This window comes from Pseudomonas sp. yb_2 (assembly GCF_043103905.1).
GTDB lineage: Bacteria > Pseudomonadota > Gammaproteobacteria > Pseudomonadales > Pseudomonadaceae > Aquipseudomonas > Aquipseudomonas alloputida.
In genome coordinates this window covers 81,992-103,364 of sequence record NZ_JBICKH010000066.1, presented here as the reverse complement: position 1 = coordinate 103,364, position 21,373 = coordinate 81,992, and the positions used below count along the sequence as shown (strand labels likewise).

Genomic DNA, 21,373 nt, shown 5'->3' with positions numbered 1-21,373 from the left:
TACATAGCTACCTTTTTTATCCCCCTGTCGCCACGTACTTGAAAATGGTTCTCAATATAATTAGCATCCTCTGCCAATGACTCCTGTCATCGTTAGGCCAAACGGCCCCTATCGTGAGCAGACCGCCCCCATGAGCCCGATGTCCGCCAAGCAGCTGCAGCCCGATCCACAACAGGAAGCGCTGGCGTGGTTTTCGTTGCTGCGCCAGCCCGGTTGCGACGAAACCCAGCGCCAGGCATTTGCAGCCTGGTGCCAGGTACAAGAGAACGCCCACGCCTACGCCGAGCTGGAGACGTTCTGGCAACAGCTGCAACCCGCACCTGCCCGCCCTCGCCCACGGCATGTAACTGTCCGTCGCAGTCACCTGGGTAAAGGGTTGGCGCTTGTGTTCTTGCTAGGGTTAGGCGCTGCTGCTTACCTGTACTGGCCGCTGATACAGCGCCTGGCCAGCGAGCTGCACACCGATGTGGGAGAGCGCCGCAGCATACGCTTGGCGGATGGCACGACATTGAACCTGGACAGCGCCAGCGCAATGAACGTCGACCTGCGCGGCCGCACCCGCCAACTGCACCTGGTGCAGGGCCAGGTGCATCTGGAAGTCGTGCTCGACGGGCGGGCCATGGACGTGGAAGTGGGCAACGCACGCATCCAGGTATACGGCACTCGCTTGCAGATAGCCCGCCATGCAGGGCGTGACGAACTCGTGGTATTCAGTGGCAAGGCCATGGTCACCCAGGGGGGTGAGCAGCGAATGGTCTCGGCAGGTGAGCGGGTAACCTTCGATGACACACGCATCGATCCGGTGCGGAAGGCTGATCTGAAAACCGCTGACAGTTGGCGCAACGGTCGCCTTAAAGCCACAGACATGCCATTGAGGCAGGTGCTGGAGCGCCTTGCCGGTTACCAAGGGCAGCGTCTGTGGATGATGGATGAACACGTGGCTCATCGCCGTGTGAGCGGCGATTTCAACCTCGACCGGCCTGGCCAAAGCCTGCAATCCCTGGCTGCAGCCCAGCAGCTGCAGTTGCTGGGTGTGCTCGGGTACTGGCTTGTGGTGCGCTGAAACCGGGGCTGGCCGCTAAGTTTTTGAAAGCGTGCAAATTTTTTTTGAAATGAGTGTTGACAGAGGGGGCGTTCAAGAGAATAATGCGCGCCATCGGCTACATAGCTCAGTTGGTTAGAGCATAGCATTCATAATGCTGGGGTCCGGGGTTCAAGTCCCTGTGTAGCCACCAAACAAGACGAAGGGCTTACCGCAAGGTAAGCCCTTTTTCTTTGCCTGCGAAAAAGTTGCTGATGCCCGCACCAACCAATCCCGCAGCAGCCGGGCGCCGAATGACAGGCTTCGGCGCTACTGTCTTCGCCTCAACGTATTCCGGTCACCGCCACAGCCAAACCCAGCCCGATCAATGCCAGACCAATAGCTCGGTCCACCAGCACTTGCCGCTCGATCATCGCCTTGCGCAATGCCGTGCTGGAAAAAAATACCGCCACCAGGCTGAACCATAGCCAATGGGCAACGGACATGAACGCACCGTAGGCGAAGTTCAGCGTCAGCGGGCTACCAGGCTGTACCACCTGGGTGAAGGCACTGATGACAAACAACATGGTCTTGGGGTTGAGGGCGTTGGTCAAAAAGCCCGTGCGCAGCGCTTGCAGTACGCCGGCAGAGGACTGGCCAACCCCGTCCAGGCTGATGCGCCGGGTGTTGGTCAATGACTTGTACCCCAGGTAAATCAGGTAGCCCGCCCCCAGCACCTTCATGACGAAGAACAGCGTCGGGCTCTGGCTGATGATCACGGCAATGCCCAACACCGTGTACAACACATGCACCTGCACCCCTAGGGCGATGCCCACAGCAGCAGCCAGCCCGGCCTTGCGACCCTGCGCATAGCTGCTGCGGGTGACCATGGCAAAATCGGCGCCAGGGCTGATGACGGCGAGCAGGGTGAACAGGGCGACGGCGATGAGTTCGGTCATGCTGAGGGCTCTCGATAGGCGATGGAAATACACAGACCGCCGATTATCAAGCGCTTACAGATGCGGAAAAATCGATTTATGCTGAGATGAATCTGATAGTTTTGCTCACAGATGTACAGCCTGCCTTGGCCTCTTCGCGGGTAAACCCGCCCCTACAGGGAAATATGTGGCCATGTAGGAGCGGGTTTACCCGCGAAGAGGCCGGCACAGCTGAACAGGGATATCATGAAACTGCCGCCACTCAACGCCTTCCGCTACTTCGACATTGCCGCCCAGACCGAGAGCTTCGTGCGCGCCGCCGAGCACTTGCACGTCACTCACGGCGCGGTCAGCCGCCAAATACGCCTGCTGGAAGAAAGCCTTGGCGTGGAACTGTTCGAACGCCGCAACCGGGCCATTTTCCTCACCCCCGCCGGTCGTGCCCTGCAAGGCACCACCCAGGCGATCTTCGAACAGCTCGAAGGCGCCGTGCAGCGCCTGCAGCAACAAGCTCGCGACAATGTGCTGGTGCTGTCTTGCGAACCGACCATCGCCATGCGCTGGCTGATCCCGCGCCTGCCGCGCTTCCATGCCACCCACCCCGACCTTCAGTTGCACCTGGTAGCCGCAGGCGGCCCGCTGGACTTCGCGCGCAGCGGTGTCGACCTGGCAATTCGCCGCGACGACTTCCACTGGGACAACCAGCTGTACAGCCAGAAAATCTGCGATGAATGGATCGGCCCGGTGTGCCACCCCGCCGCCTGCGCCAGACTCGATGGCCAACGGCTGCTGCACAGCACCACACGTCCTGCTGCCTGGCCCACCTGGCTGCGCCTGAGCGGCCAACAGGCGCGGCACTGCGAACGCAGCGACTACGAACATTTCTACCTGTCGATTCAGGCCGCCAGCGCCGGACTGGGCCTGGCCATTGCCTCAGCCCTGATGGTGCGCGACGAACTCGACAGCGGGCAGCTGCAGGCGCCGTTCGGTTTTGTGCGCGATGGCTCGGCCTACCACCTGCTCAGCCCGCAGCCTCTGGCCGACAGCGGCAAGCGCCAGCGCTTCGCCGAGTGGATAATGGACGAATGCCGGAAGTGCCTGGCTCATTTGGGGTTGATGCAGAACGACGCCCCCGCACCGCCATCACCATCCCAGGTGCGATAACCGGCGGTATCCAAATGGATACGGCCTGATGGGTAGCGGCCCAGCCCCATGTTCCAGGCTTGGCCGTGTTGCTGCCAGAAACGGCACAGCGGATTGGGGTCGGCCCAGGCCGGCAGCAGTATATCGACGGCGAAAGCGCGGGTATGCGCACTGTTGGCCGCCCCGCCCGCACAGGCGTTCAGGCGCGGCTCACGGTAGGCCGAAACCACCTCGAACTGGCGCAGGATGCCTTGATCGTCGAGTGCCTTGATCAACGCGAGGGTCGAACGCACAGCGGCCCAATTGCCGGGGGGTGGTACGGCGAAAGGCGATGCGTGGCACAGTTTCCAGTCCGATGCCGAGCGCAGCAACTGGTGAATTGGCACTACACCGTAAAGCCGGGCATCTACCAGCATTTCACGGAAAGGGCGGGTTTGATGATCACCCGCCCACTGGGCGAACATCCACACGTCGCGCTCGTCAGCGTGAGTAGCGCTAGCGATACACAGGCTCGCTGCCAAAAGCAGTTGTCTCATTCTTTATCCGTCCCTGCCGAGAACAAAGCCTGCGCGCCCGGGTACGCCCCTGCAAAGTCAGTCTTCGAACAGGGTACAGGCCATCACCAGGGCGTCTTCACGGCCGCCGGCAATCGGATAATAGTCGCGGCGGCGGCCAATTTCGTTGAAACCATAACGCTCGTACAAACGATAGGCCGACTGGTTGCTGGCGCGCACTTCCAGAAAGCATTCGCGGCCATTGAGCTGATAGGCCCGGGCCATCAGGTGCTTGAGCAGGCGCAGGCCCAGGCCGCAGCCTTGGTTTTCCGGTTTTACGGTGATGTTGAGCAGGTGCGCTTCATCGATGATCACATTGATCACACCATGGCCCACTTGCTGCTGGCCATCGAACATCAGCCAGACTTCGTACGATTTGAGCGCATCCTGAAAGATTCCACGGGTCCAGGGGTGACTGAATGCGGCATATTCGATCTTAAGTACGGCATCCAGATCCGCCTCGGTCATCGGGCGGAAGCTGATCGAGTCACTCATTCAACGCTCTTCCAGCGCGCCATCAGCTGGCGCATGGCTTTCCAGACGTCCGCCTTGCGTTGCGGCTCGTCCATCAACAGTTCAAGGCCCGGCAATGCCCAGGCGTCGCCCAGGCTGTCGAGCGTCAGGGTTTGGTAATAGGCATCGGCGTCGGCATTGGCGGCAAAACGCAGTGCCGGCAGGCCGACCAGCCACAGACAGGTACACGGGGCGTCTTCCAGGCGCGCCTGAACGAAGCCCTGGACGAAATCGCGCGCAGCCTCCGGCCCCTGGTCCATGTTTCCGCGCACCAGCAGTGGCCAGCGCACCGGCTCGCCGATGATCTGCGGGGCGTCGGGCAGGCCGGCGGCGCGCAGCATGTCCTTGAGCAGCAGGTAAGAGGGGTCGCGGCTCTGGAACGGCTGACCAGTGGCCAGTTCCACCAGCAGCAGGCAACTGCCGGCGCGCAACAACTGCAGCGAGAAGCGCGGTGGCGGCACCGGTGCCGGGCGCGGAGCAGCGGGCTGCTCTTGTGCCTCGACAGGCTTGACGGCGGGTTTAGGCACACTGCCCGGGCGCGGGATCTCGATTTTCGGCCGCTCGCCGGAGCGAGCCTGGGGGGTGACGGGCGTTTCGTTGGCGGCCGATGCCGGCCTGACCTCGAAATCGATGTCCTCGACCGGCGCAACCGGCAGCAGCAGCTCGGGCCGCGACGGTGCGGCGAACGGCAGCTCGGCGCGCGGCAGCCAGTGCACCACTTGCATGGCGGAAAGGTAGGCGCGGCGACGGGGTTCGGTCAGCAAGGGGCGGATATCCGAGGGGGTGAAGGCAATTGGGCATTCTAACGTGTACGCCGTGGTTTTTGCAGCGCCTATCAGACCGAGCGCCGTCACATGAACAACGCCTTACACCTGCACATCCCATGGTTATTTCTCATTACAGACCAAGGGGTAAAAACCACCCCCCGCGAATGCAGTACAATCGCCCCCTTTTTCTTGGCAACGAGTCGAAGCCAATGATCGAACCCAAGCGCGTCCTGCGCGCCCTAGCCGAACACTGGGCCCTGATCGAGCCGCTGTGCGAGCGTTTCGACCAGGGCACCCTGAGCCTGGTCGAACTGCGCCAGCATGTGGCCCGCCAGCAGCTCGAAAGCACCCCGCAGGACATCACCCAGCTACTCGACGTGTGGATCCGCCTGGATATCCTGGTCCCGGTGGCCAAGAGCCCGAACCGTTTCGAGCTCAACGCGCAGATCCACGACTTCCTCGCCTACCTGCGCCGCGAACACCGGCTGGGCCTGTGCCTGGAGATCGAAGCCTACTTGCGCCACCTGGAGCGCCTGGCCGGGCACATCCAGGATGCCTTCGACAACCGCGACAGCGACGACCTGGCACGCCAGTTGCGCCTGCTCGACATGCGCGTGCGCGATGTGCTGAAAAAGCTCGACAACGACGAGCAGGCACTGGTGGCCGTGGCCGAACGGGCCAAGACCAGCAACCGCCAGATTCCGCTGCGTCAGCGTTATGCCGAAGTGCTGGCCACCTGGGACGAATACGTCGAGCCGATGATCCAGCTGGTCAACGCCGACGGCGCCTTCGAACAGGGTGTACGCAAGGTCGAGACCGTGCTGCTGAAACTGCTGGGCGAACAGGCGCGCCTGGGCCACCTGGTCGACGACGACATGCTGCTGCGCACCCACGCGCGCATCCTGGAAATGCAGACCAGCGCCCAGTTGACCCTGCGCCACGCCCGCGAACTGCTGCTGCCGCTGCGCGAAGAAGCCCGCCGGCACAACGCCGTGACCCGCGGCGCCGCACTGGCCCTGTCGGTGATCCGGCGCAAAGGCATCGATGCCGTGCCGCAGGCGGCCATGCCGATGTTCACCCGCCCGCAAAGCACCTTCCTTGGCAGTGCCAGCCAGGTCGAGGCCTACGTTTACGCACTGGCTCGCTTCGAGCCCAAACCGGCGCGTTTCCCCAAAGCCCACAAGACCCAGTCCGGCGCCCTGCCCCGTGCCCCGCGCACGGTCAAGGAAATGGCCGAACGCTGCGAACAGGCCCTGCCACTGCCCGACTTGATGGTCTGGCTGCTGGAGCAGGAGCCCGAAGGCGCCACCGACGAGCTGCTGTACTGGTTCTCGCGCCTGTCGCGGGAAAAGCGCTTCAAGCGCGAACGCCTCGACCGCCGCGAATACACCACCCAGGAACATTTGGTCAGCCTGCATTCGTTCGCCCTGACCTCCAGCCGCGAAGACGCCCCAAGCGCGCCTACCGAACCCAACGCGAGCCCAGCCCATGCATCTTGATCTTTCCGAACTGTCCCAGCTCGCGCCGATCTTCCGCGAGCTGTTCAAAGGCTTCCACGTCAGCCGGCGCGACCCTGAGCTGTACGCCCAGCTGTCGAACTTCCAGGACCAGTACCGCACCCTGTTCAAGGCCCTGGGCTTCGAACTGGTGTGCGATACCCGTGGCTTCTATTACTTCGTGCCCGACATGACCGCCGCGCAGGTCAACAAGACCGCGCAACGCCTGTCGCTGTTCACCTTCATCCTGGTCGAGCACCTTGCTGACCAGGGCCGCGACCCGATGGCCGTGCTCGATGGCGGCAGCATCGGCCGCGACGAACTGCCCTCGCTGCTGGACAAGTACCGCGACCTGTTCCTGCAGGCCGAAGTGCAGACCGTGGACGAGCTGGAAGAAAAAATCCTGCGGCGCATGACCCAACTCGGCTTCGCCCATGAGGAAGGCGGCATCTACCGCTTCCTGCCGCCCATGCATCGCTTCCTCGATGTGTGCCTTTCGGTGCAGCAGGACCGCGACCTGGCCGCCACCCTGCACAGCGCCCTGCCGCTGCCGACCCCGGTACTGGTCGAGGAAGAAAGCGCCGAAGAACTCAACCGTACCGACGACCCGCTCGACCTCACGCCTTTCCAGGGCGAGGAAAGCGAAGAGGACGCCTTGGCCCGGGCCATCCGCGAAGAGCAACAGGAGATTGACGCATGAGCCAGGAACGCTACGGCATCCGCCGCTTCGCATTGCTCAACACCGCCGGCTACAGCCTTGGCCTGTTCCCGCTGGAGCACCCGCTGTCGGTATACGGCGCCAACAACCTGGGTAAATCGGCTTCGATCAATGCCCTGCAGTTCCCGATCCTGGCACGTATGTCGGACATGAGTTTCGGCAAGTACAGCCTTGAGCAATCGCGCCGCTTCTACTTCGCCAGCGACACGTCGTACATTCTTTGCGAACTGAGCCTGCCCCACGGCCCGCACGTGATTGGTGTGGTCGGGCGCGGCCCGGGTGGCGGTTTCGGCCACCAGTTCTTCGCCTACAAGGGCGAACTGGACCTGGCCCACTACCAGAAGAACGACACCTGCCTGCGTCAGAAGGAGCTGTTCACCAACCTTGAGCGCCTGGGGATCAAGGCTTACGAACTGAAGCCGGACGAACTGCGCCGACTGCTGGTGGGCGGACACACTTCGGTGCCGCTGGACCTGACCATGATCCCGCTGCGCTCCACCAGCGAGCAAAGCCTGAAAACTTTCCGCGCGCTGTTCATCAACCTGCTGCACATGCGTGAGATCACCGCCGCCAAGCTCAAGCAACTGTTCCTCGACGCCTTCGAGCACAGCCTGCGCTCGGGCAGCGTCGACTACATCGCTGCGTGCGAGGAAGCCTTCCGCGACGTACGCCGCATGGAGCAGGACTACAACGCCCTGGTCGCTGCCGGCCCGTTGGTCGAGGCCCTGGCCGGTGGCGTGGCCCAGCGCGACATCCTGCGTGGCAAGCTGCACCGCATTTCGCCTGTGCTCGACACCCTGCTGGGCACCTGGCAGGAATACGCCATGGCGCGCAAGGAAGAGCTGGTCATCCAGTCCGAGCACTACCGTGGCGAGCAGGACCGCCTGCAGAACGACCAGCGTGGCGGCACCCAGGAGCTGATGCGCCTGGAGCGTGAAATTACCGGTATCCAGCGCTGGCTAGGCGAGCTGTCGGTGCTCAAGCACCGCTTTGCGCTGGTCGATGACGTCAAGGTACTGGAGCAGCAACTGCTGGCGGCCAAAGACGCCCACGACGAGCTGGCCGGCGCGCTGGCCCAGTCACGGCAGTTCAGTGCCGAAGACCTCGACGAGCGCGTACGCGACCTGGAAAAACGCCTGAAGCAGGTCAAGCAGCAGCTGGATCACGCTGACAACAACAGCTATGCCCGCCTGCGCGAAGAGTTCTCGCAGCAGGACGTCGACCGCCTGATGCGCCTGTTCAACGGCGCGCTGTTCAGCCTGCCGCTGGGCGATCGCGGTATCGAGCTGGACGACAGCGACCTGTGGGTAAAATCGCTGGAAGCGGTGCTCGACGGCTTCAAGGGCGAACGCTTCGAGGCCCCAGGCCTGGCCATCGACCTGACCCACATCGACCCGCCGGCACTGCAGGCCCTGGCCGACCGGGCCGCCCTGCGCGACCAGAAAGAGCGCCTGGAAAAAGAACTCAAGCAGCTCAAGACCCAGCAGGCCGTGGCCGCCGACCGCTCCGCCTCCAAAGCGCAGACCGAAACCCTGTACCAGGAAGTGCTGGACGCGCAGAAGGCGCTGGAAGACTTCCGCCGCAGCCAAACCCTCGCCGCCGAAGAGCCCGAGAAGCTGGAACAGCTCTCGCAGCTGGAAGCGGCCCAGGACGAACTCAAGCGCTCCAGCGACGCCTTCACCGAGCGCGTCCAGCAGCTGTCAGCCAAGTTGCAACTGGTCGGCCGCCAGCTCGGCGACCTCGAGTCCAAGCAGCGCACCCTGGAAGACGCCCTGCGCCGTCGCCAGCTGTTGCCGGCCGACCTGCCCTACGGCACGCCATACATGGAAGCCATCGACGACTCGATGGACAACCTGCTGCCGCTGCTCAATGACTACCAGGACAGCTGGCAAAGCCTTCAGCGGGTGGACAACCAGATCGAGGCGCTGTACGCCCAGGTGCGCCTGAAAGGCGTTGCCAAGTTCGACAGCGAAGACGACATGGAACGCCGCCTGCAACTGCTGGTGAACGCCTACGCGCACCGTACCGACGAAGCCCTGACCTTGGCCAAGGCACGCCGCGCTGCGGTCACCGACATCGCCCGAACCCTGCGCAACATCCGCAGCGACTACGACAGCCTCGAGCACCAGTTGGCCCTGTTCAACCGCGAGATCAACAAGCGCCAGGTTTCCAACCTGGAAAGCTTCCGCGTGGTACTGGCGCCGAACAAGGAAGCGCTCAAGCACATCGACCAGATTATCCACAGTGCCGGCCAGTACGAAGAAGGCGAAACCCTGTCGGTCTTCGACCTGACCCAGAGTGCCGATCAGGACAACAAGAACGAAGAGGCCAAGGAGTACCTGGCACGGCTGGTGGCGGCCAACCACAACCAGCTGGGCCTGAAGGACCTGTTCGAGCTTGCGTTCGAGATCACCAAGGTCAATGGCCAGCCGATCATCCACGCCGACATCGACGGTGCGGCGTCCAACGGCACCACCATGACCATCAAGGCGCTGACCAACATGTACCTGTTGCTGCACCTGATGGACCGTGACCTGGCCGGGCGCATTCGCCTGCCGTACTACCTGGACGAAGCGGCAGACATCGACGAACGCAACCAGGCGGCACTGCTGGAGACCAGCCAGCAACTGGGCTTCGTGCCGATCCTGGCGAGTGTGAAACCACAGGTCTCGGCGCACGTTGCGATCGACCTGGAAGGTGGCAGCGGGCCGAACGGCATCTACATCGACGAGGCGGACTGGAAGTTCATCAGCCGGCTGGATGAAGTGAAAGCGGTTGTGCGTGAGGATCAGGCCGAGGAGCTGGCCTGAGATAGCCGGGGCCGCGTTGCGGCCCTTTCGCGGGTGAACCCACTCCTACGACGGCCTGTGTCCAACCACCCATGCGTATGCAGGAGCGGGCTATCAATGAGCCCAAGGCAGGATCGGAATGGCAGTCACCGCATTCTGCGGGCTACCTTCGATCATGCGGTCGCTGTACACCAGGTACACCAGCGTGTTGCGCTTCTTGTCGAGAAAACGCACCACCTGCATGGTCTTGAACACCAGCGAGGTGCGTTCTTTGAACACTTCCTCGCCATCCTTGAGCTCACCCTTGAAGTTGATCGGCCCGACCTGACGACAGGCAATCGATGCCTCCGCCCGGTCCTCGGCCAGCCCCAAGCCCCCTTTCACTCCGCCAGTCTTGGCACGTGACAGGTAGCACGTCACGCCCTCGACCTTAGGGTCATCGAACGCCTCGACCACAATGCGGTCGTTCGGCCCGACGAACTTGAACACGGTGGACACCTGGCCGACCTCTTCGGCGCCAGCCAACATCGGCAGCACGCACGCTGCCACAGCGATTACGTTCTTCAGCAGGCTCATACCAGCACCAGGTTGTCGCGGTGTACAAGTTCCGGCTCGGCGCTATAGCCAAGGATCGACTCGATGGCTTCGGACGACTGACCAATGATCTTCTGCGCCTCCAGGGCGCTGTAGTTGGCCAGGCCGCGAGCCACTTCAACACCGTCCGGGCCGACGCACACCACCATCTCGCCACGACGGAAGCTGCCCTGCACAGTCTTCACGCCAACCGGCAGCAAGCTCTTGTTGGCCTGACGCAGCGCTTGCACGGCACCGGCATCCAGCACCAGGGTGCCACGGGTTTGCAGGTGACCGGCCAGCCACTGCTTGCGCGCCGCGAGCATGCCGCGCTCAGGGGACAGCAAGGTGCCCAGGCGCTCGCCCGCCTTCAGGCGGTCCAGCACGCGCTCGATGCGGCCACCGATAATGATGGTGTGGGCGCCGGAACGGGCAGCCAGGCGCGCCGCACGCAGCTTGGTCTGCATGCCGCCACGGCCCAGGGCACCACCGGTACCACCGGCCACGGCATCCAGTGAGGGGTCGTCGGCGCGGGCTTCGTAGATCAACTGCGCTTCGGGGTTGTTGCGCGGGTCGGCATCGAACATACCATCGCGGTCGGTGAGGATCACCAGCAGGTCGGCCTCGACCAGGTTGGCCACCAGCGCCGCCAGGGTGTCGTTGTCGCCGAAGCGGATCTCGTCGGTGACCACGGTGTCGTTTTCGTTGATCACCGGCACCACGCCCAGATCGACCAAGGTGCGCAGGGTGCTGCGGGCATTCAGGTAACGCTTGCGGTCGGACAGGTCGTCATGGGTCAGCAGGATCTGCGCGGTGTGCTTCCCGTGCTCCCCGAAGCTCGACTCCCAGGCCTGCACCAGACGCATCTGGCCGAGCGAGGCAGCCGCCTGCAGCTCGTTCATCGCACTCGGTCGCTTGGTCCAGCCCAGCTGGCTCATGCCGGCAGCCACGGCCCCGGAGGAGACCAGTACCAACTCCACGCCCGCCTCACGCAGCGCGACCATCTGCTCGACCCAAACGGCCATTGCACCGCGGTCGAGGCCCTTGCCATCGGCGGTCAGCAGAGCACTGCCAATCTTAACGACCCAGCGCTTGGCGCCCGTCACCTTGCTTCGCATCTTCTTCCAACCTATGTCGAATCTGTAGATACCGTGGATACAAAAACGCCGCTCCAGAGAGCGGCGTTTAGTGTACTGCAACCGATCAGTCGCGCACGTAAATGATTTCCGGACCGTCTTCGTCGTCCTCGAAATCATCGTCCCAACCATCGTCGTCGCCGATGTCATGCACGCTCTTGACGCCGGTACGACGCAGGGTACGGGCGTCGTCCAGGGCCTGCAGCTGGGCACGGGCTTCGTCTTCGATGCGCTGGTCAAGGTCGGCCAGCTCTTCGGCGTAGGCCGGGTCGTTGGCCAGGCGGTCGGCGCGGTCTTCGAGGTAGCGCATCAGGTCGTGGCTGAGCTTGTCGGTGCCCTGCTTGGAAATAGCCGAGATCACGTAGACCGGGCCTTCCCACTCCAGACGGTCGATCACTTCCTGCACACGCTCGTCGCGCTCGTCGTCCATGACCATATCGGCCTTGTTCAGCACCAGCCAGCGCTCACGCTCGGCCAGCGACGGGCTGAAGCGGGTCAGCTCGTTGACGATGACTTCGGCGGCATCGGCCGGGCTGCTTTCGTCCAGCGGCGCAATGTCCACCAGGTGCAGCAGCACGCGAGTACGCGCCAGGTGCTTGAGGAAGCGGATACCCAGGCCGGCACCTTCGGAAGCGCCTTCGATCAGGCCTGGGATGTCGGCGATGACGAAGCTCTTCCAGCGGTCGACGCTGACCACGCCCAGGTTTGGCACCAGGGTAGTGAACGGGTAGTCGGCAACTTTCGGCTTGGCGGCCGAGACCGAACGGATGAAGGTACTCTTGCCAGCGTTCGGCAAGCCCAGCAGGCCGACGTCGGCCAACACCTTCATTTCCATCTTCAGGTCACGCTGCTCACCCGGTTTGCCTGGGGTGGTCTGGCGCGGCGCACGGTTGGTGCTCGACTTGAAACGGGTGTTGCCAAGCCCGTGCCAGCCACCTTGCGCGACCATCAGCTTCTGGCCGGGGGTGACCAGGTCACCGATCACTTCCTGCGTGGAAGCATCGATCACGGTGGTGCCGACCGGCACGCGCAGGAACAGGTCTTCACCCTTCTTGCCGGTGCAGTCGGTGCTACCGCCGTTGGAGCCACGCTGGGCTTCATGGTGACGGGTGTAGCGGTAGTCGACCAGGGTGTTCAGGTTTTCGTCGGCAATCATGTACACCGAGCCGCCGTCACCACCGTCACCGCCGTTAGGGCCGCCGTTCTCGATGAACTTCTCGCGACGGAAGCTCATGCAACCGTTGCCACCGTCACCGGCCTTGACCCGAATGGATACTTCGTCAACAAACTTCATTAAAACCGCCTCTCGTCGGCAGACGAGCTGAATGACTCAAAAACATGAGGCTCTTGCAAAAATGAGCGCGGCGGCCCCGTACGACCGTAGAAACCAACGCCGGCAACCCAGACAAACAGCTTTGCAAGAGGCTCACCACAAACGAAAAAGCCCCGTCGCATGACGGGGCTTCTGGAGCGACGTCGCGATTAAGCGGCGACGATGCTCACGTAACGGCGCATGAACTCGCCTTTCTTCTCGAACTTGATCACGCCTTCGATCTTGGCGAACAAGGTGTGGTCCTTGCCCATGCCAACGCCGTAGCCAGCGTGGAATTCGGTACCGCGCTGACGGACGATGATGTTGCCTGGCTTGATAACCTGGCCGCCATACATCTTCACGCCAAGGCGTTTCGATTCTGAGTCGCGACCGTTACGAGTACTACCACCAGCCTTCTTGTGAGCCATGGTTCAATTCTCCAAATAAATTCAGGGGATCTAGGGGATTAAGCCTGGATGCCGGTGATTTTGATCTCGGTGAACCACTGGCGGTGGCCCATACGCTTCATGTGGTGCTTACGACGACGGAACTTGATGATGCGAACCTTGTCGTGGCGGCCTTGCGAAACGACTTCGGCCACTACTTTAGCGCCAGCAACAACTGGAGCACCGATGGTGACTTCTTCACCGTTGGCGACCAGCAGAACGCGATCGAAGGTCACGGATTCGCCAGTGGCGACTTCCAGTTTTTCGATCTTGAGGAATTCACCTTCAGCGACTTTGTACTGCTTGCCGCCGGTAACGATTACTGCGTAAGACATGGTATTTCTCCGATAATCCTGCTCACCCAGCGCTTTATATGATGAGTATTGGCTGGCATGGCTGCACAGGGCTGGAACGGCCCGGCGCAATTGCGTAAGGCAGGTGCTGCCCAGGAAGTTAGGGTGCGCGATTGTACGCAACCGCGGTTTTGCTTGCAAGTGCCGCCCCCGGCCTGCGGGCACCGCGCCTTGACACACCGGGACCCGCGACCTAGCATGCCGCGCAACCTCACTGGAGCAGCCGATGCAACCCCAAACCTTCTACCGCGCGGTGGCTGATGATTTCAGCGCCGTCGACGAGATCATCAAGAAGCAGCTGACCTCGCGCGTGCCGCTGGTATCGAAGATCGGCGACTATATCACGTCCGCCGGTGGCAAGCGCCTGCGTCCCCTGCTGGTACTGCTGTGTGGCAAGGCCCTGGGCCGCGAAGGCGACGACCTGCGCCTGCTGGCCGCCACCATCGAATTCCTGCACACCGCCACCCTGCTGCACGACGACGTGGTCGACATGTCCGGCATGCGCCGTGGCCGCTCTACCGCCAATGCCCTGTGGGGCAACGCGCCGAGCGTACTGGTGGGCGACTTCCTTTATTCGCGCTCGTTCGAAATGATGGTCGAGCTGGGCTCGATGCCGGTCATGCAGATCCTGTCCAAGGCCACCCGGGTGATTGCCGAAGGTGAAGTGCTGCAACTGTCGCGCGTACGCGACGCCAGCACCACCGAGGAAGTCTACATGGAGGTCATTCGCGGCAAGACGGCGATGCTGTTCGAAGCTTCTACCCACAGTGCTGCGGCGCTGGCCCAGGCCACCGACGAGCAGCGCGAAGCCCTGCGTACCTTTGGCGACCATCTGGGCGTGGCCTTCCAGCTGGTCGACGACCTGCTGGACTACAAGGGTGACTCGCAGACCCTGGGCAAGAACGTCGGTGACGACCTGGCCGAGGGCAAACCTACCCTGCCGCTGATCTACACCATGCGCGAAGGCACTGCCGAGCAGGCGGCGCTGGTACGCCAGGCGATCCAGAAGGGTGGCCTGGAAGATCTGGAACAGATTCGCGTTGCGGTCGAAGAATCGGGCGCACTGAAATACACCGCCGAGCTGGCGCGCGATTACGTGAAACGCGCCATCGCCTGCCTCGAAGTGCTGCCTGCCAGTGAATACCGGGATGCGCTGGTTGAACTGAGCGAGTTTGCGGTCGCGCGTACGCACTGACAGACCGAGTCGTCTTCATTCGCGGGCAAGCCCGCTCCTGCACCATTTGTGGGGAGCGCGCTTGCCCGTGGTGCTTTTTGTCCGGACATAATCACTTCCGGAAAAATACCTTTTACAATGTGGGCTTTTAACCGCCCGTCTGTTTGTTTGAGGAACCGAAGTGAGCACTCTGCCACCCTGCCCGAAATGCAACTCCGAATACACCTATGAGGATGGCACTCAGCTGATCTGCCCTGAATGCGCCCACGAGTGGTCGGCCAGCGGCGATGCCGAGGCGGCCAGCGACGATGTGGTGAAAAAGGACTCGGTCGGCAACATCCTGCAAGACGGTGACACCGTCACCGTGATCAAGGACCTCAAGGTCAAGGGTTCGTCCCTGGTGGTCAAGGTTGGCACCAAGGTCAAGAACATCCGCCTGTGCGACGGCGACCACGACATCGACTGCAAAATCGACGGCATCGGCGCCATGAAGCTGAAGTCCGAGTTCGTCCGCAAAGTCTGATCAGGCAAAAAACCGCCAATTGGCGCTTGCTATTCTGGTAATAAGAATTATTCTCATTGGAATTGCTGTCCAAGGAGAATAGCCATGACTTATCTGATCGACGCCTGGCTGGAACGCCCTCACCCCTACCTGCGCATTCTTCATCGGGAAACCGGCGAAGTGTGCGCGGTGCTTGAAGAAGAAGCCCTCGACGAACTGCGTGACCAGGGTGACCTGGACATGAGCGGGCTGAATTCGAGTGAACCGGGGGTGCTCAAGGAACTGGTACGGAATCTGTTTCTGTTCTGCTATGCGCGGGCGTTGCGCCCTGGGGGGACAGACTGGAATTGAGGCCGGCAGGGCCGGCCTCCAGGGCATTACAGAACGTCGAGCAGCTCGACGTCGAACACCAGAACGCTGTGCGGCGGGATGCTGCCAACGCCTTGGGCGCCGTAAGCCAGCTCGCTTGGCACGTACAGGCGCCATTTGCTGCCAGCGTTCATCAGCTGCAGGGCTTCGGTCCAGCCAGCGATCACGCCGCCTACCGGGAATTCAGCCGGCTGGCCACGCTCGTAGGAGCTGTCGAACACAGTGCCGTCGATCAGGGTGCCGTGGTAGTGCGTACGCACGTTGTCTTCGCGGGTCGGCTTGGCGCCTTCACCAGCGGTCAGCACTTCGAACTGCAGGCCCGAAGCCAGCGTGGTGATGCCTTCACGCTTGGCGTTCTCGACCAGGAACTCCTTGCCAGCAGCAGCAGCGGCTTCGGCCTTGGCTGCAGCTTCGGCTTGCATCACCTCGCGGATGACCTTGAAGCTGGCCGACAGGTCGGCTTCGCTGACGCGGCTGTCGGCACCGTTGAAGGCGTCGGTCAGGCCGGCCAGGATGGCTTCCAGGCTAACGCCTGGTGGCGGGTTGTCGCGCAGCTGGCCACCCAGCTGACGGCCGATACCGTAGCTGACGCGCGTTTCGTCGGTAGACAGGTTGAGTTCGGACATTGTCGTGCTCCACTGCAGGGCGCAATGCAGCCGCGCCCTTGATAAAAAGGGCGAGCAGCCTAGCACACTGGGGCGCTGCGAGCAGCTACCAGGCCGAACGCTGGGAAATCGGCACCTTCAGGTCTTCTTCCGGGTGCGTACCCATGCCGCACATTTCGTCCTGCACCGACCAGTGCACCAGGTTCATCGAGACCATGGGGATGGTTTGCAGCAACTTGCGCGCATCCTCCACCGAGTGCACGCGCAAGCGTTCACCACGGGTATCGGACAGGGGGTGAGGATGGCCTTTGACCCGGGCCTCGAGCAGGTAGTCACCGCCTTCGATGGCGATCAGGTTCAGTTCGTCGACATGGCCAGCCCTGGCCTCGGTATTGAGCTGATGCAGGTTCATGAGAGCACCTCGCGATGGGAACCACGCATGAGAGCTCATTTTTTGTACAGGAAGGGAGAATGCGCAAGGCATGACTGACGCCACTCGTCAGTTGAGCCTCGATATCTGTGGGAGCGGGCATGCCCGCCCCCACAGGAGTTGCAGTGAAGCCTGGGGGGACTCAGTGCTTGGTCAGCTTGTCCAGGTAGCCCATGCAGAACGCCGAGACCACGAAGGTCATGTGGATGATCACGTACCACATCAGGTAATCGGTGGAGATGTTCTGCGCATCCATGAACACCCGCAGCAGGTGAATGGAGGAAATCGCCACGATCGACGCGGCAACCTTCATCTTCAGCGACGAGGAGTCCATCTTGCCCAGCCAGTTGAGCTTTTCCTTGCTTTCATCGATGTCCAGTTGCGAGACGAAGTTCTCGTAGCCGGAAATCATCACCATCACCAGCAGGCCACCAACCAGCGACATGTCGATCAGTGACAGGATCACCAGGATCAGGTCAGCTTCGCTCAACGCAAAGACATTGGGCAGGACGTGGACCACTTCCTGGAAAAATTTCAGCGCCAGGGCCAGCAGGCCGAGGGACAAGCCGAAGTAGATCGGTGCGAGCAGCCAGCGCGAGGCATACATCGCGTTTTCGAGGATACGTTCCATGAAGTTCAGGACTCATCAGGTGACTAAAAAAGCGACGGCGAGTATAGCCAGCCACCTGTTACAGCAAAAGCCCGGGGGCTGCTCCGCAGCCTGATCGCGACACAAGGCCACACTCCCACAGCAAGCCGATGCTGTACCTGTGGGAGCGGCCTTGTGTCGCGATGGGCCGCAAAGCGGCCCCGGCATTCTTCAGGTCTCAGGATGAAACTGGTAATCCCCCAGGTTGCGACACCGCTCACCATTGATCCGCCGCAACTGCGCCTGCAAATGCAGACACCAGATCTGCGGGTCATCGGCCACCTGATAACCATGCATGGTCAGGCTGTCGACGATGGCATTGAGCACCGATTCGGCCACCAGTGGCCCATGAAACGGGCCCTGCGCCTTGATCGCGGAGGGTTGTTCACCGGCCATGCCGGCGGCGAACAGCAACGTCCACATGCCGTTGTCACCGGCCAGCGGGCGGATGCTGCATTCGATACGGGTCACCAGGCCCAGGCACTGGCGTGTGAGGCTGAGGTTGCGCATGGCCGCGTCCCCTCCAATGAGCCTTGTTCAGCCCGAAACCCTCAGGCTGTTTCCATCCTGAACGCTGTACCGTCCTTAAGTTCCAGCATAGAGGAACAGTACAGAAAGATGGAAAACTGGCGCTGAACGGTAGCACATCGCCGCCAGCGCCAGTTTATTGACTCAGGCCGGTTTGGCCTGGGCAATCACCTCTTCCAGGCGTTCCTTTTCTGCCTTCTCGATGTCTTCCTCACTGATCATCTCGGCAATTTCACGCAGGCGCTCCACCACCCGGGCATTGACGCTGCCCTCGGTGAACAGCCCCTTGTCGTCGAGTACACCGGCCTCCTCGCCCACCAACAGGCTCAGCGCCTCATCAGCCTGGCTGACCGCGTAGACGTGGAACATGCCGTTCTCCACCGCCTGCAACACACGCTCGTCAAGCATCAGGGTGGCGACGTTGGCACGCGGAATGATCACCCCCTGCTCGCCGGTCAGGCCACGCGCCTCGCAGAGGCGGAAGAAGCCCTCGATCTTCTCGTTCACCCCACCCACCGCCTGCACTTCACCGAACTGGTTGATGGAACCTGTAATGGCGAAGCACTGCTTGAGCGGCGTGCGCGACAAGGCCGAGATCAGCGTGCAGGCTTCGCCCAGCGAGGCGCTGTCGCCGTCCACGTAGCCGTAGGACTGCTCCAGGGCGATGCTCGCGGAGATCGCCAGCGGGAACTCCTGGGCATAGCGGCTGCCCAGGTAACCGGTGAGGATCATCACCCCTTTGGAGTGGATCGGCTGGCCAAGGTTGACCTCACGCTCGATATCGACAATACCGCTGCCGCCGGGGTAGACGGTGGCCGAAATACGCGCGGGCATGCCGAACGCCGAGTCACCCACTTCAAGCACGGTCAGCCCGTTGCACTTGCCGATGGCCGCGCCCTCCGTGTCGATCAGGATGATGCCGGCGAGCATGTCGTCCAGCACCCGTTGCGACACACGGCCGGTACGGGTGGCCTTGGCCTTCAGCGCACGCTCGATGTGGCCTGCGTCGGTCATTTCGTCACTGGCCAGCTGGCGAATGAAATCAGCCTCGCTGACCAGCTGGAACAGGTCACCGATACGCGCTGACAGGCGCGACTGGTTTTCGGCCAGACGAGCACTGTAGGTGGCCAGACGCGCTACCGCGTCACTGGTCAGCGGCGCCATGCCCTCTTCGTTGGTGCGGGTGCGCAACAGCTGGGCGAACTGCTCCAGGTTCTCGTCGACCATCGGCATGTCTTCATCGAAGTCCACCAGCACGCGGAACATCTCCTGGAAGTCCGGGTCGTGGTCCTGTAGTGCGTAGTACAGCTGGCGCGAGCCGATGATCACCAGCTTGACGTTCAGCGGAATCACCTGCGGCTGCAGGCTGACAGTGGCAACACGGCCCAGCTCACCGATCGGCGACTCCATCTTCAGCTTGCGCGACTGCAACGCACGCTTGAGCGCGTCCCATACGAACGGCTCACCCAGCATTTTCTCGGCTTCCAGAATCAGGAAGCCGCCGTTGGCACGGTGCAGCGCGCCTGGGCGCAGTTGGCGATAGGAGGTATACAGCGCACCTTGGTCGGTGCTGTATTCGATACGGCCAAACAAATTGTCATAGGTCGGGTGCGGCTCGAACACCACCGGCGCCCCACCGTCAGCGTGATGGCCCACCACCAGGCTGGGCGCGTACTGCTCTTCGAGCAGCTTGCGGGCCACGGCGTCGGACTTGCTGTCATCGACCAGTTGCTCGACCAGCGTACGCAACAGGTTCAACTGCACCGATTGCAGGTAGGCGCACACCGCCGCGTTTTCGGCGTACTTTTCCGACAGCGGCGCCAGCAACGGCTGCAGTGCCAGGGTGATGGTTTCTTCGTTGAGCTGGCGCAGCTGGTTGTTCGATTCGCGCTTCCATTGCGGCAGGCTGGCCAGCTCTTCGTTGAGGCGCTCCTCAAGCAGGGCAATGTCCTCGTGGAATTGCTCGCGCACCTCCTCCGGCAATTGGGCAAATTCAGCTTCATCCAGCGCCTTGCCATCAGCCATCGGCGTGAAGGCGACGTTGCTGGCATCGCGGTACAAGGCCACGTCCTTTTCCAGCGACGCGCGCTCGATCACATCCAGAGCACGGTCATAACGCTGGTTGAAAGCGCGGTCGATGGCGCCCTTCTTCTGCTGGTAGGACGGGTGTTCGAACACCGCCGGGAACGTCGACAGCAGGTTGTCGATCAATCCGCCCATGTCGCTGATGAACTCGGCGGCGCTTCCGGACGGCAGCTCCAGTGCACGTGGTTCACGGGTGTCGTCGAAGTGGTTGACGTAGACCCAGTCGGCCGGGGTCTGCTGGCGCTTGCCCTCGGCCTTGAGGTAGCGCTTGACGAACGAGAAGCGCCCGGTGCCGGGCTCGCCCATCACATACACATTGTAACCAGGACGCGGCATGGCCACGCCAAACTGCAGGGCCTCAACAGCACGTTCCTGGCCCAGAACTCCGCGAAACGGCTCCAGATCGTCGGTATGGGTAAAAGCAAACTGCTCGGGGGAGAAACGCCGGGTCAGGGCTTCAGGCGCAAGACGCAGGCGCGCAGCGACAGGATCGGGCATTGGGTTTCCTTACTTCGGCGGGGCAGATACGCAGCATTCTGGCGCTGCCCGCGCGCGCCTTGCAAGGCTCCACGGGACTTTATGTCGCAGCCGGTGCAGTCTTGTGACAGCAAATTTTTCGCAATCAACAACGCAACCTTTAGATCGTGCCTAAACTCCAAGCTGCGCGGGTGGGTGAAAAGCTTTCCCGACCTGGCAACCGAGTTGCCAGAAACCCTGACCCTTGGTTAAGACAAAGAGAACAAATGCTATGAAACGGATTCTTCTGGGTACTCTGTTCACCGTGGTCTCGCTGAACGCCATGGCCGAAGCGCCAGGCGGCCCGAACTGCGGCTGGGGCAACATGCTGTTCGAAGGCCAGCGCGGCACGCCGGCACACTTCCTGGCTTCTACCACCAACGGCACCTCCGGTAACGCCACCTTCGGCATGACCTCCGGCACCAACGGCTGCTCGACCAAGGCTTCGCTGACCTACGGCGGCAAGTCCTGGTTCGCCATGAACGGCATGATGAACGAGCTTTCCGAAGACATGGCCATGGGCCAGGGCGAAGCACTGACCACCTATGCCGTCGTTCTCGGCGTAGCACCGGAGGACCGCAGCTACTTCAACTCGGTCACCCACCAGCACTTCAACCAGATCTTCAGCAGCGCCGACGTCACTGCCGAAACTGTCCACAGCAACACCCTGGCCGTTCTGAAGAGCGACCCACGCCTGGCCAAATACGCTACCGAGGCCTAAGCACAGCTGCTCCCGCCCCACCCGGGGCGGGTTTC

General features: G+C 62.2%; 23 protein-coding genes and 1 tRNA gene. 10 read left to right on the top strand and 14 right to left on the bottom strand.

What is annotated here, in order from left to right; genetic code table 11:
- The first annotated feature begins 139 nt into the window (after positions 1 to 139).
- Positions 140 to 1,063, top strand: coding sequence for a FecR family protein (locus ACF8FB_RS16670; protein ID WP_392510302.1), 924 nt, complete (start codon positions 140 to 142; stop codon positions 1,061 to 1,063).
- 95 nt (positions 1,064 to 1,158) lie between these two features.
- A tRNA-Met gene (locus ACF8FB_RS16665) sits at positions 1,159 to 1,235 on the top strand.
- Between the two features lie 130 nt (positions 1,236 to 1,365).
- Here the strand turns inward: ACF8FB_RS16665 and ACF8FB_RS16660 are convergent.
- Positions 1,366 to 1,980 carry a LysE family translocator gene (locus tag ACF8FB_RS16660; protein ID WP_392510288.1) on the bottom strand — a complete coding sequence of 205 codons (615 nt, stop codon included), beginning with the start codon at positions 1,978 to 1,980 and terminating at the stop codon, positions 1,366 to 1,368.
- 225 nt (positions 1,981 to 2,205) lie between these two features.
- Between ACF8FB_RS16660 and ACF8FB_RS16655 the strand changes: the two genes are divergently transcribed.
- Entirely contained in the window at positions 2,206 to 3,123 is a 918-nt protein-coding gene (locus tag ACF8FB_RS16655; RefSeq protein WP_392511572.1) for a LysR substrate-binding domain-containing protein, read from the top strand.
- Here the strand turns inward: ACF8FB_RS16655 and ACF8FB_RS16650 are convergent.
- The 3 genes from ACF8FB_RS16650 to ACF8FB_RS16640 are packed head-to-tail and all read right to left on the bottom strand — an operon-like array spanning position 3,063 to position 4,933.
- Positions 3,063 to 3,638 (bottom strand): D-Ala-D-Ala carboxypeptidase family metallohydrolase, encoded by a 576-nt coding sequence (locus ACF8FB_RS16650; RefSeq protein WP_392511571.1) that lies wholly within the window; start codon positions 3,636 to 3,638, stop codon positions 3,063 to 3,065. The two genes, ACF8FB_RS16655 and ACF8FB_RS16650, sit on opposite strands and share 61 nt — an antisense overlap.
- Positions 3,639 to 3,695: 57 nt before the next feature.
- The gene (rimI, locus tag ACF8FB_RS16645) at positions 3,696 to 4,151 is read right to left on the bottom strand and encodes a ribosomal protein S18-alanine N-acetyltransferase (protein ID WP_010951945.1); all 456 of its coding nucleotides are present in this window, start codon (positions 4,149 to 4,151) and stop codon (positions 3,696 to 3,698) included.
- Positions 4,148 to 4,933 carry an energy transducer TonB gene (locus ACF8FB_RS16640; RefSeq protein ID WP_392510287.1) on the bottom strand — a complete coding sequence of 262 codons (786 nt, stop codon included), beginning with the start codon at positions 4,931 to 4,933 and terminating at the stop codon, positions 4,148 to 4,150. The genes rimI and ACF8FB_RS16640 overlap by 4 nt, the downstream gene beginning before the upstream one ends.
- 212 nt (positions 4,934 to 5,145) lie before the next feature.
- Here ACF8FB_RS16640 and mksB point away from each other — a divergent pair, with 212 nt between their 5' ends.
- Genes mksB through mksF form a run of 3 tightly spaced genes read left to right on the top strand, consistent with a single transcriptional unit; the run spans position 5,146 to position 9,960 of the window.
- A complete protein-coding gene (gene mksB, locus ACF8FB_RS16635) occupies positions 5,146 to 6,435 on the top strand; it encodes an Mks condensin complex protein MksB (protein ID WP_003247449.1) in 1,290 nt (429 codons plus the stop codon).
- Positions 6,425 to 7,132, top strand: coding sequence for an Mks condensin complex protein MksE (mksE, locus tag ACF8FB_RS16630; RefSeq protein ID WP_003247452.1), 708 nt, complete (start codon positions 6,425 to 6,427; stop codon positions 7,130 to 7,132). Before mksB ends, mksE begins: the two co-directional genes overlap by 11 nt.
- Positions 7,129 to 9,960 carry an Mks condensin complex protein MksF gene (gene mksF / locus ACF8FB_RS16625; RefSeq protein ID WP_010951942.1) on the top strand — a complete coding sequence of 944 codons (2,832 nt, stop codon included), beginning with the start codon at positions 7,129 to 7,131 and terminating at the stop codon, positions 9,958 to 9,960. The genes mksE and mksF overlap by 4 nt, the downstream gene beginning before the upstream one ends.
- Positions 9,961 to 10,053: 93 nt before the next feature.
- On the opposite strand, the gene ACF8FB_RS16620 is transcribed toward mksF, so the two are convergent.
- The 5 genes from ACF8FB_RS16620 to rplU form a co-directional block, all read right to left on the bottom strand.
- The gene (locus tag ACF8FB_RS16620) at positions 10,054 to 10,515 is read right to left on the bottom strand and encodes a CreA family protein (RefSeq protein WP_010951941.1); all 462 of its coding nucleotides are present in this window, start codon (positions 10,513 to 10,515) and stop codon (positions 10,054 to 10,056) included.
- Entirely contained in the window at positions 10,512 to 11,630 is a 1,119-nt protein-coding gene (gene proB / locus ACF8FB_RS16615) for a glutamate 5-kinase (protein ID WP_003247458.1), read from the bottom strand. The genes ACF8FB_RS16620 and proB overlap by 4 nt, the downstream gene beginning before the upstream one ends.
- 85 nt (positions 11,631 to 11,715) lie before the next feature.
- Entirely contained in the window at positions 11,716 to 12,942 is a 1,227-nt protein-coding gene (gene cgtA / locus ACF8FB_RS16610; RefSeq protein ID WP_003247460.1) for an Obg family GTPase CgtA, read from the bottom strand.
- Positions 12,943 to 13,130: 188 nt separating this feature from the next.
- Positions 13,131 to 13,388, bottom strand: coding sequence for a 50S ribosomal protein L27 (gene rpmA, locus ACF8FB_RS16605; RefSeq protein ID WP_003247464.1), 258 nt, complete (start codon positions 13,386 to 13,388; stop codon positions 13,131 to 13,133).
- Positions 13,389 to 13,426: 38 nt separating this feature from the next.
- Positions 13,427 to 13,741, bottom strand: a complete 315-nt coding sequence (gene rplU, locus ACF8FB_RS16600; RefSeq protein WP_003247466.1) for a 50S ribosomal protein L21 — start codon at positions 13,739 to 13,741, stop codon at positions 13,427 to 13,429.
- Positions 13,742 to 13,985: 244 nt separating this feature from the next.
- On the opposite strand from rplU, the gene ACF8FB_RS16595 reads away from it, so the two are divergent.
- The 3 genes from ACF8FB_RS16595 to ACF8FB_RS16585 all read left to right on the top strand — a co-directional run bounded on the left by ACF8FB_RS16595 (position 13,986) and on the right by ACF8FB_RS16585 (position 15,786).
- Positions 13,986 to 14,954 carry a polyprenyl synthetase family protein gene (locus tag ACF8FB_RS16595; protein WP_010951940.1) on the top strand — a complete coding sequence of 323 codons (969 nt, stop codon included), beginning with the start codon at positions 13,986 to 13,988 and terminating at the stop codon, positions 14,952 to 14,954.
- A gap of 160 nt (positions 14,955 to 15,114) precedes the next feature.
- A complete protein-coding gene (locus ACF8FB_RS16590; RefSeq protein ID WP_010951939.1) occupies positions 15,115 to 15,456 on the top strand; it encodes a zinc ribbon domain-containing protein YjdM in 342 nt (113 codons plus the stop codon).
- 84 nt (positions 15,457 to 15,540) lie between these two features.
- Positions 15,541 to 15,786, top strand: a complete 246-nt coding sequence (locus ACF8FB_RS16585) for a hypothetical protein (protein ID WP_010951938.1) — start codon at positions 15,541 to 15,543, stop codon at positions 15,784 to 15,786.
- 26 nt (positions 15,787 to 15,812) lie between these two features.
- On the opposite strand, the gene ACF8FB_RS16580 is transcribed toward ACF8FB_RS16585, so the two are convergent.
- The 5 genes from ACF8FB_RS16580 to ACF8FB_RS16560 all read right to left on the bottom strand — a co-directional run bounded on the left by ACF8FB_RS16580 (position 15,813) and on the right by ACF8FB_RS16560 (position 20,599).
- Positions 15,813 to 16,430: an FKBP-type peptidyl-prolyl cis-trans isomerase gene (locus ACF8FB_RS16580; protein ID WP_003247482.1), complete on the bottom strand. Its 618-nt coding sequence runs from the start codon at positions 16,428 to 16,430 to the stop codon at positions 15,813 to 15,815.
- Between the two features lie 85 nt (positions 16,431 to 16,515).
- The gene (locus ACF8FB_RS16575; RefSeq protein WP_014589631.1) at positions 16,516 to 16,821 is read right to left on the bottom strand and encodes a DUF6482 family protein; all 306 of its coding nucleotides are present in this window, start codon (positions 16,819 to 16,821) and stop codon (positions 16,516 to 16,518) included.
- A gap of 160 nt (positions 16,822 to 16,981) precedes the next feature.
- A complete protein-coding gene (locus ACF8FB_RS16570; protein ID WP_003247486.1) occupies positions 16,982 to 17,470 on the bottom strand; it encodes a TIGR00645 family protein in 489 nt (162 codons plus the stop codon).
- 189 nt (positions 17,471 to 17,659) lie between these two features.
- Positions 17,660 to 17,998, bottom strand: coding sequence for a hypothetical protein (locus ACF8FB_RS16565; protein WP_010951936.1), 339 nt, complete (start codon positions 17,996 to 17,998; stop codon positions 17,660 to 17,662).
- Between the two features lie 162 nt (positions 17,999 to 18,160).
- Positions 18,161 to 20,599, bottom strand: a complete 2,439-nt coding sequence (locus ACF8FB_RS16560) for a Lon protease family protein (RefSeq protein ID WP_004575710.1) — start codon at positions 20,597 to 20,599, stop codon at positions 18,161 to 18,163.
- Positions 20,600 to 20,849: 250 nt separating this feature from the next.
- On the opposite strand from ACF8FB_RS16560, the gene ACF8FB_RS16555 reads away from it, so the two are divergent.
- On the top strand, positions 20,850 to 21,338 hold the full coding sequence (locus ACF8FB_RS16555; RefSeq protein ID WP_003247492.1) for a DUF3015 domain-containing protein: 489 nt from the start codon (positions 20,850 to 20,852) through the stop codon (positions 21,336 to 21,338).
- Positions 21,339 to 21,373 lie beyond the last annotated feature (35 nt).

Bases quoted from the DNA above. Each gene is read 5' to 3' on its own strand.
- rplU (WP_003247466.1), bottom strand. From the start codon at position 13,741: ATGTCTTACGCAGTAATCGTTACCGGCGGCAAGCAGTACAAAGTCGCT.
- ACF8FB_RS16620 (WP_010951941.1), bottom strand. From the start codon at position 10,515: ATGAGCCTGCTGAAGAACGTAATCGCTGTGGCAGCGTGCGTGCTGCCG.
- mksF (WP_010951942.1), top strand. From the start codon at position 7,129: ATGAGCCAGGAACGCTACGGCATCCGCCGCTTCGCATTGCTCAACACC.
- mksE (WP_003247452.1), top strand. From the start codon at position 6,425: ATGCATCTTGATCTTTCCGAACTGTCCCAGCTCGCGCCGATCTTCCGC.
- cgtA (WP_003247460.1), bottom strand. From the start codon at position 12,942: ATGAAGTTTGTTGACGAAGTATCCATTCGGGTCAAGGCCGGTGACGGT.
- ACF8FB_RS16555 (WP_003247492.1), top strand. From the start codon at position 20,850: ATGAAACGGATTCTTCTGGGTACTCTGTTCACCGTGGTCTCGCTGAAC.
- proB (WP_003247458.1), bottom strand. From the start codon at position 11,630: ATGCGAAGCAAGGTGACGGGCGCCAAGCGCTGGGTCGTTAAGATTGGC.
- ACF8FB_RS16580 (WP_003247482.1), bottom strand. From the start codon at position 16,430: ATGTCCGAACTCAACCTGTCTACCGACGAAACGCGCGTCAGCTACGGT.
- ACF8FB_RS16595 (WP_010951940.1), top strand. From the start codon at position 13,986: ATGCAACCCCAAACCTTCTACCGCGCGGTGGCTGATGATTTCAGCGCC.
- ACF8FB_RS16560 (WP_004575710.1), bottom strand. From the start codon at position 20,599: ATGCCCGATCCTGTCGCTGCGCGCCTGCGTCTTGCGCCTGAAGCCCTG.
- rpmA (WP_003247464.1), bottom strand. From the start codon at position 13,388: ATGGCTCACAAGAAGGCTGGTGGTAGTACTCGTAACGGTCGCGACTCA.
- ACF8FB_RS16650 (WP_392511571.1), bottom strand. From the start codon at position 3,638: ATGAGACAACTGCTTTTGGCAGCGAGCCTGTGTATCGCTAGCGCTACT.
- ACF8FB_RS16570 (WP_003247486.1), bottom strand. From the start codon at position 17,470: ATGGAACGTATCCTCGAAAACGCGATGTATGCCTCGCGCTGGCTGCTC.
- ACF8FB_RS16585 (WP_010951938.1), top strand. From the start codon at position 15,541: ATGACTTATCTGATCGACGCCTGGCTGGAACGCCCTCACCCCTACCTG.
- ACF8FB_RS16565 (WP_010951936.1), bottom strand. From the start codon at position 17,998: ATGCGCAACCTCAGCCTCACACGCCAGTGCCTGGGCCTGGTGACCCGT.
- mksB (WP_003247449.1), top strand. From the start codon at position 5,146: ATGATCGAACCCAAGCGCGTCCTGCGCGCCCTAGCCGAACACTGGGCC.
- ACF8FB_RS16670 (WP_392510302.1), top strand. From the start codon at position 140: ATGTCCGCCAAGCAGCTGCAGCCCGATCCACAACAGGAAGCGCTGGCG.
- rimI (WP_010951945.1), bottom strand. From the start codon at position 4,151: ATGAGTGACTCGATCAGCTTCCGCCCGATGACCGAGGCGGATCTGGAT.
- ACF8FB_RS16660 (WP_392510288.1), bottom strand. From the start codon at position 1,980: ATGACCGAACTCATCGCCGTCGCCCTGTTCACCCTGCTCGCCGTCATC.
- ACF8FB_RS16575 (WP_014589631.1), bottom strand. From the start codon at position 16,821: ATGAACCTGCATCAGCTCAATACCGAGGCCAGGGCTGGCCATGTCGAC.
- ACF8FB_RS16655 (WP_392511572.1), top strand. From the start codon at position 2,206: ATGAAACTGCCGCCACTCAACGCCTTCCGCTACTTCGACATTGCCGCC.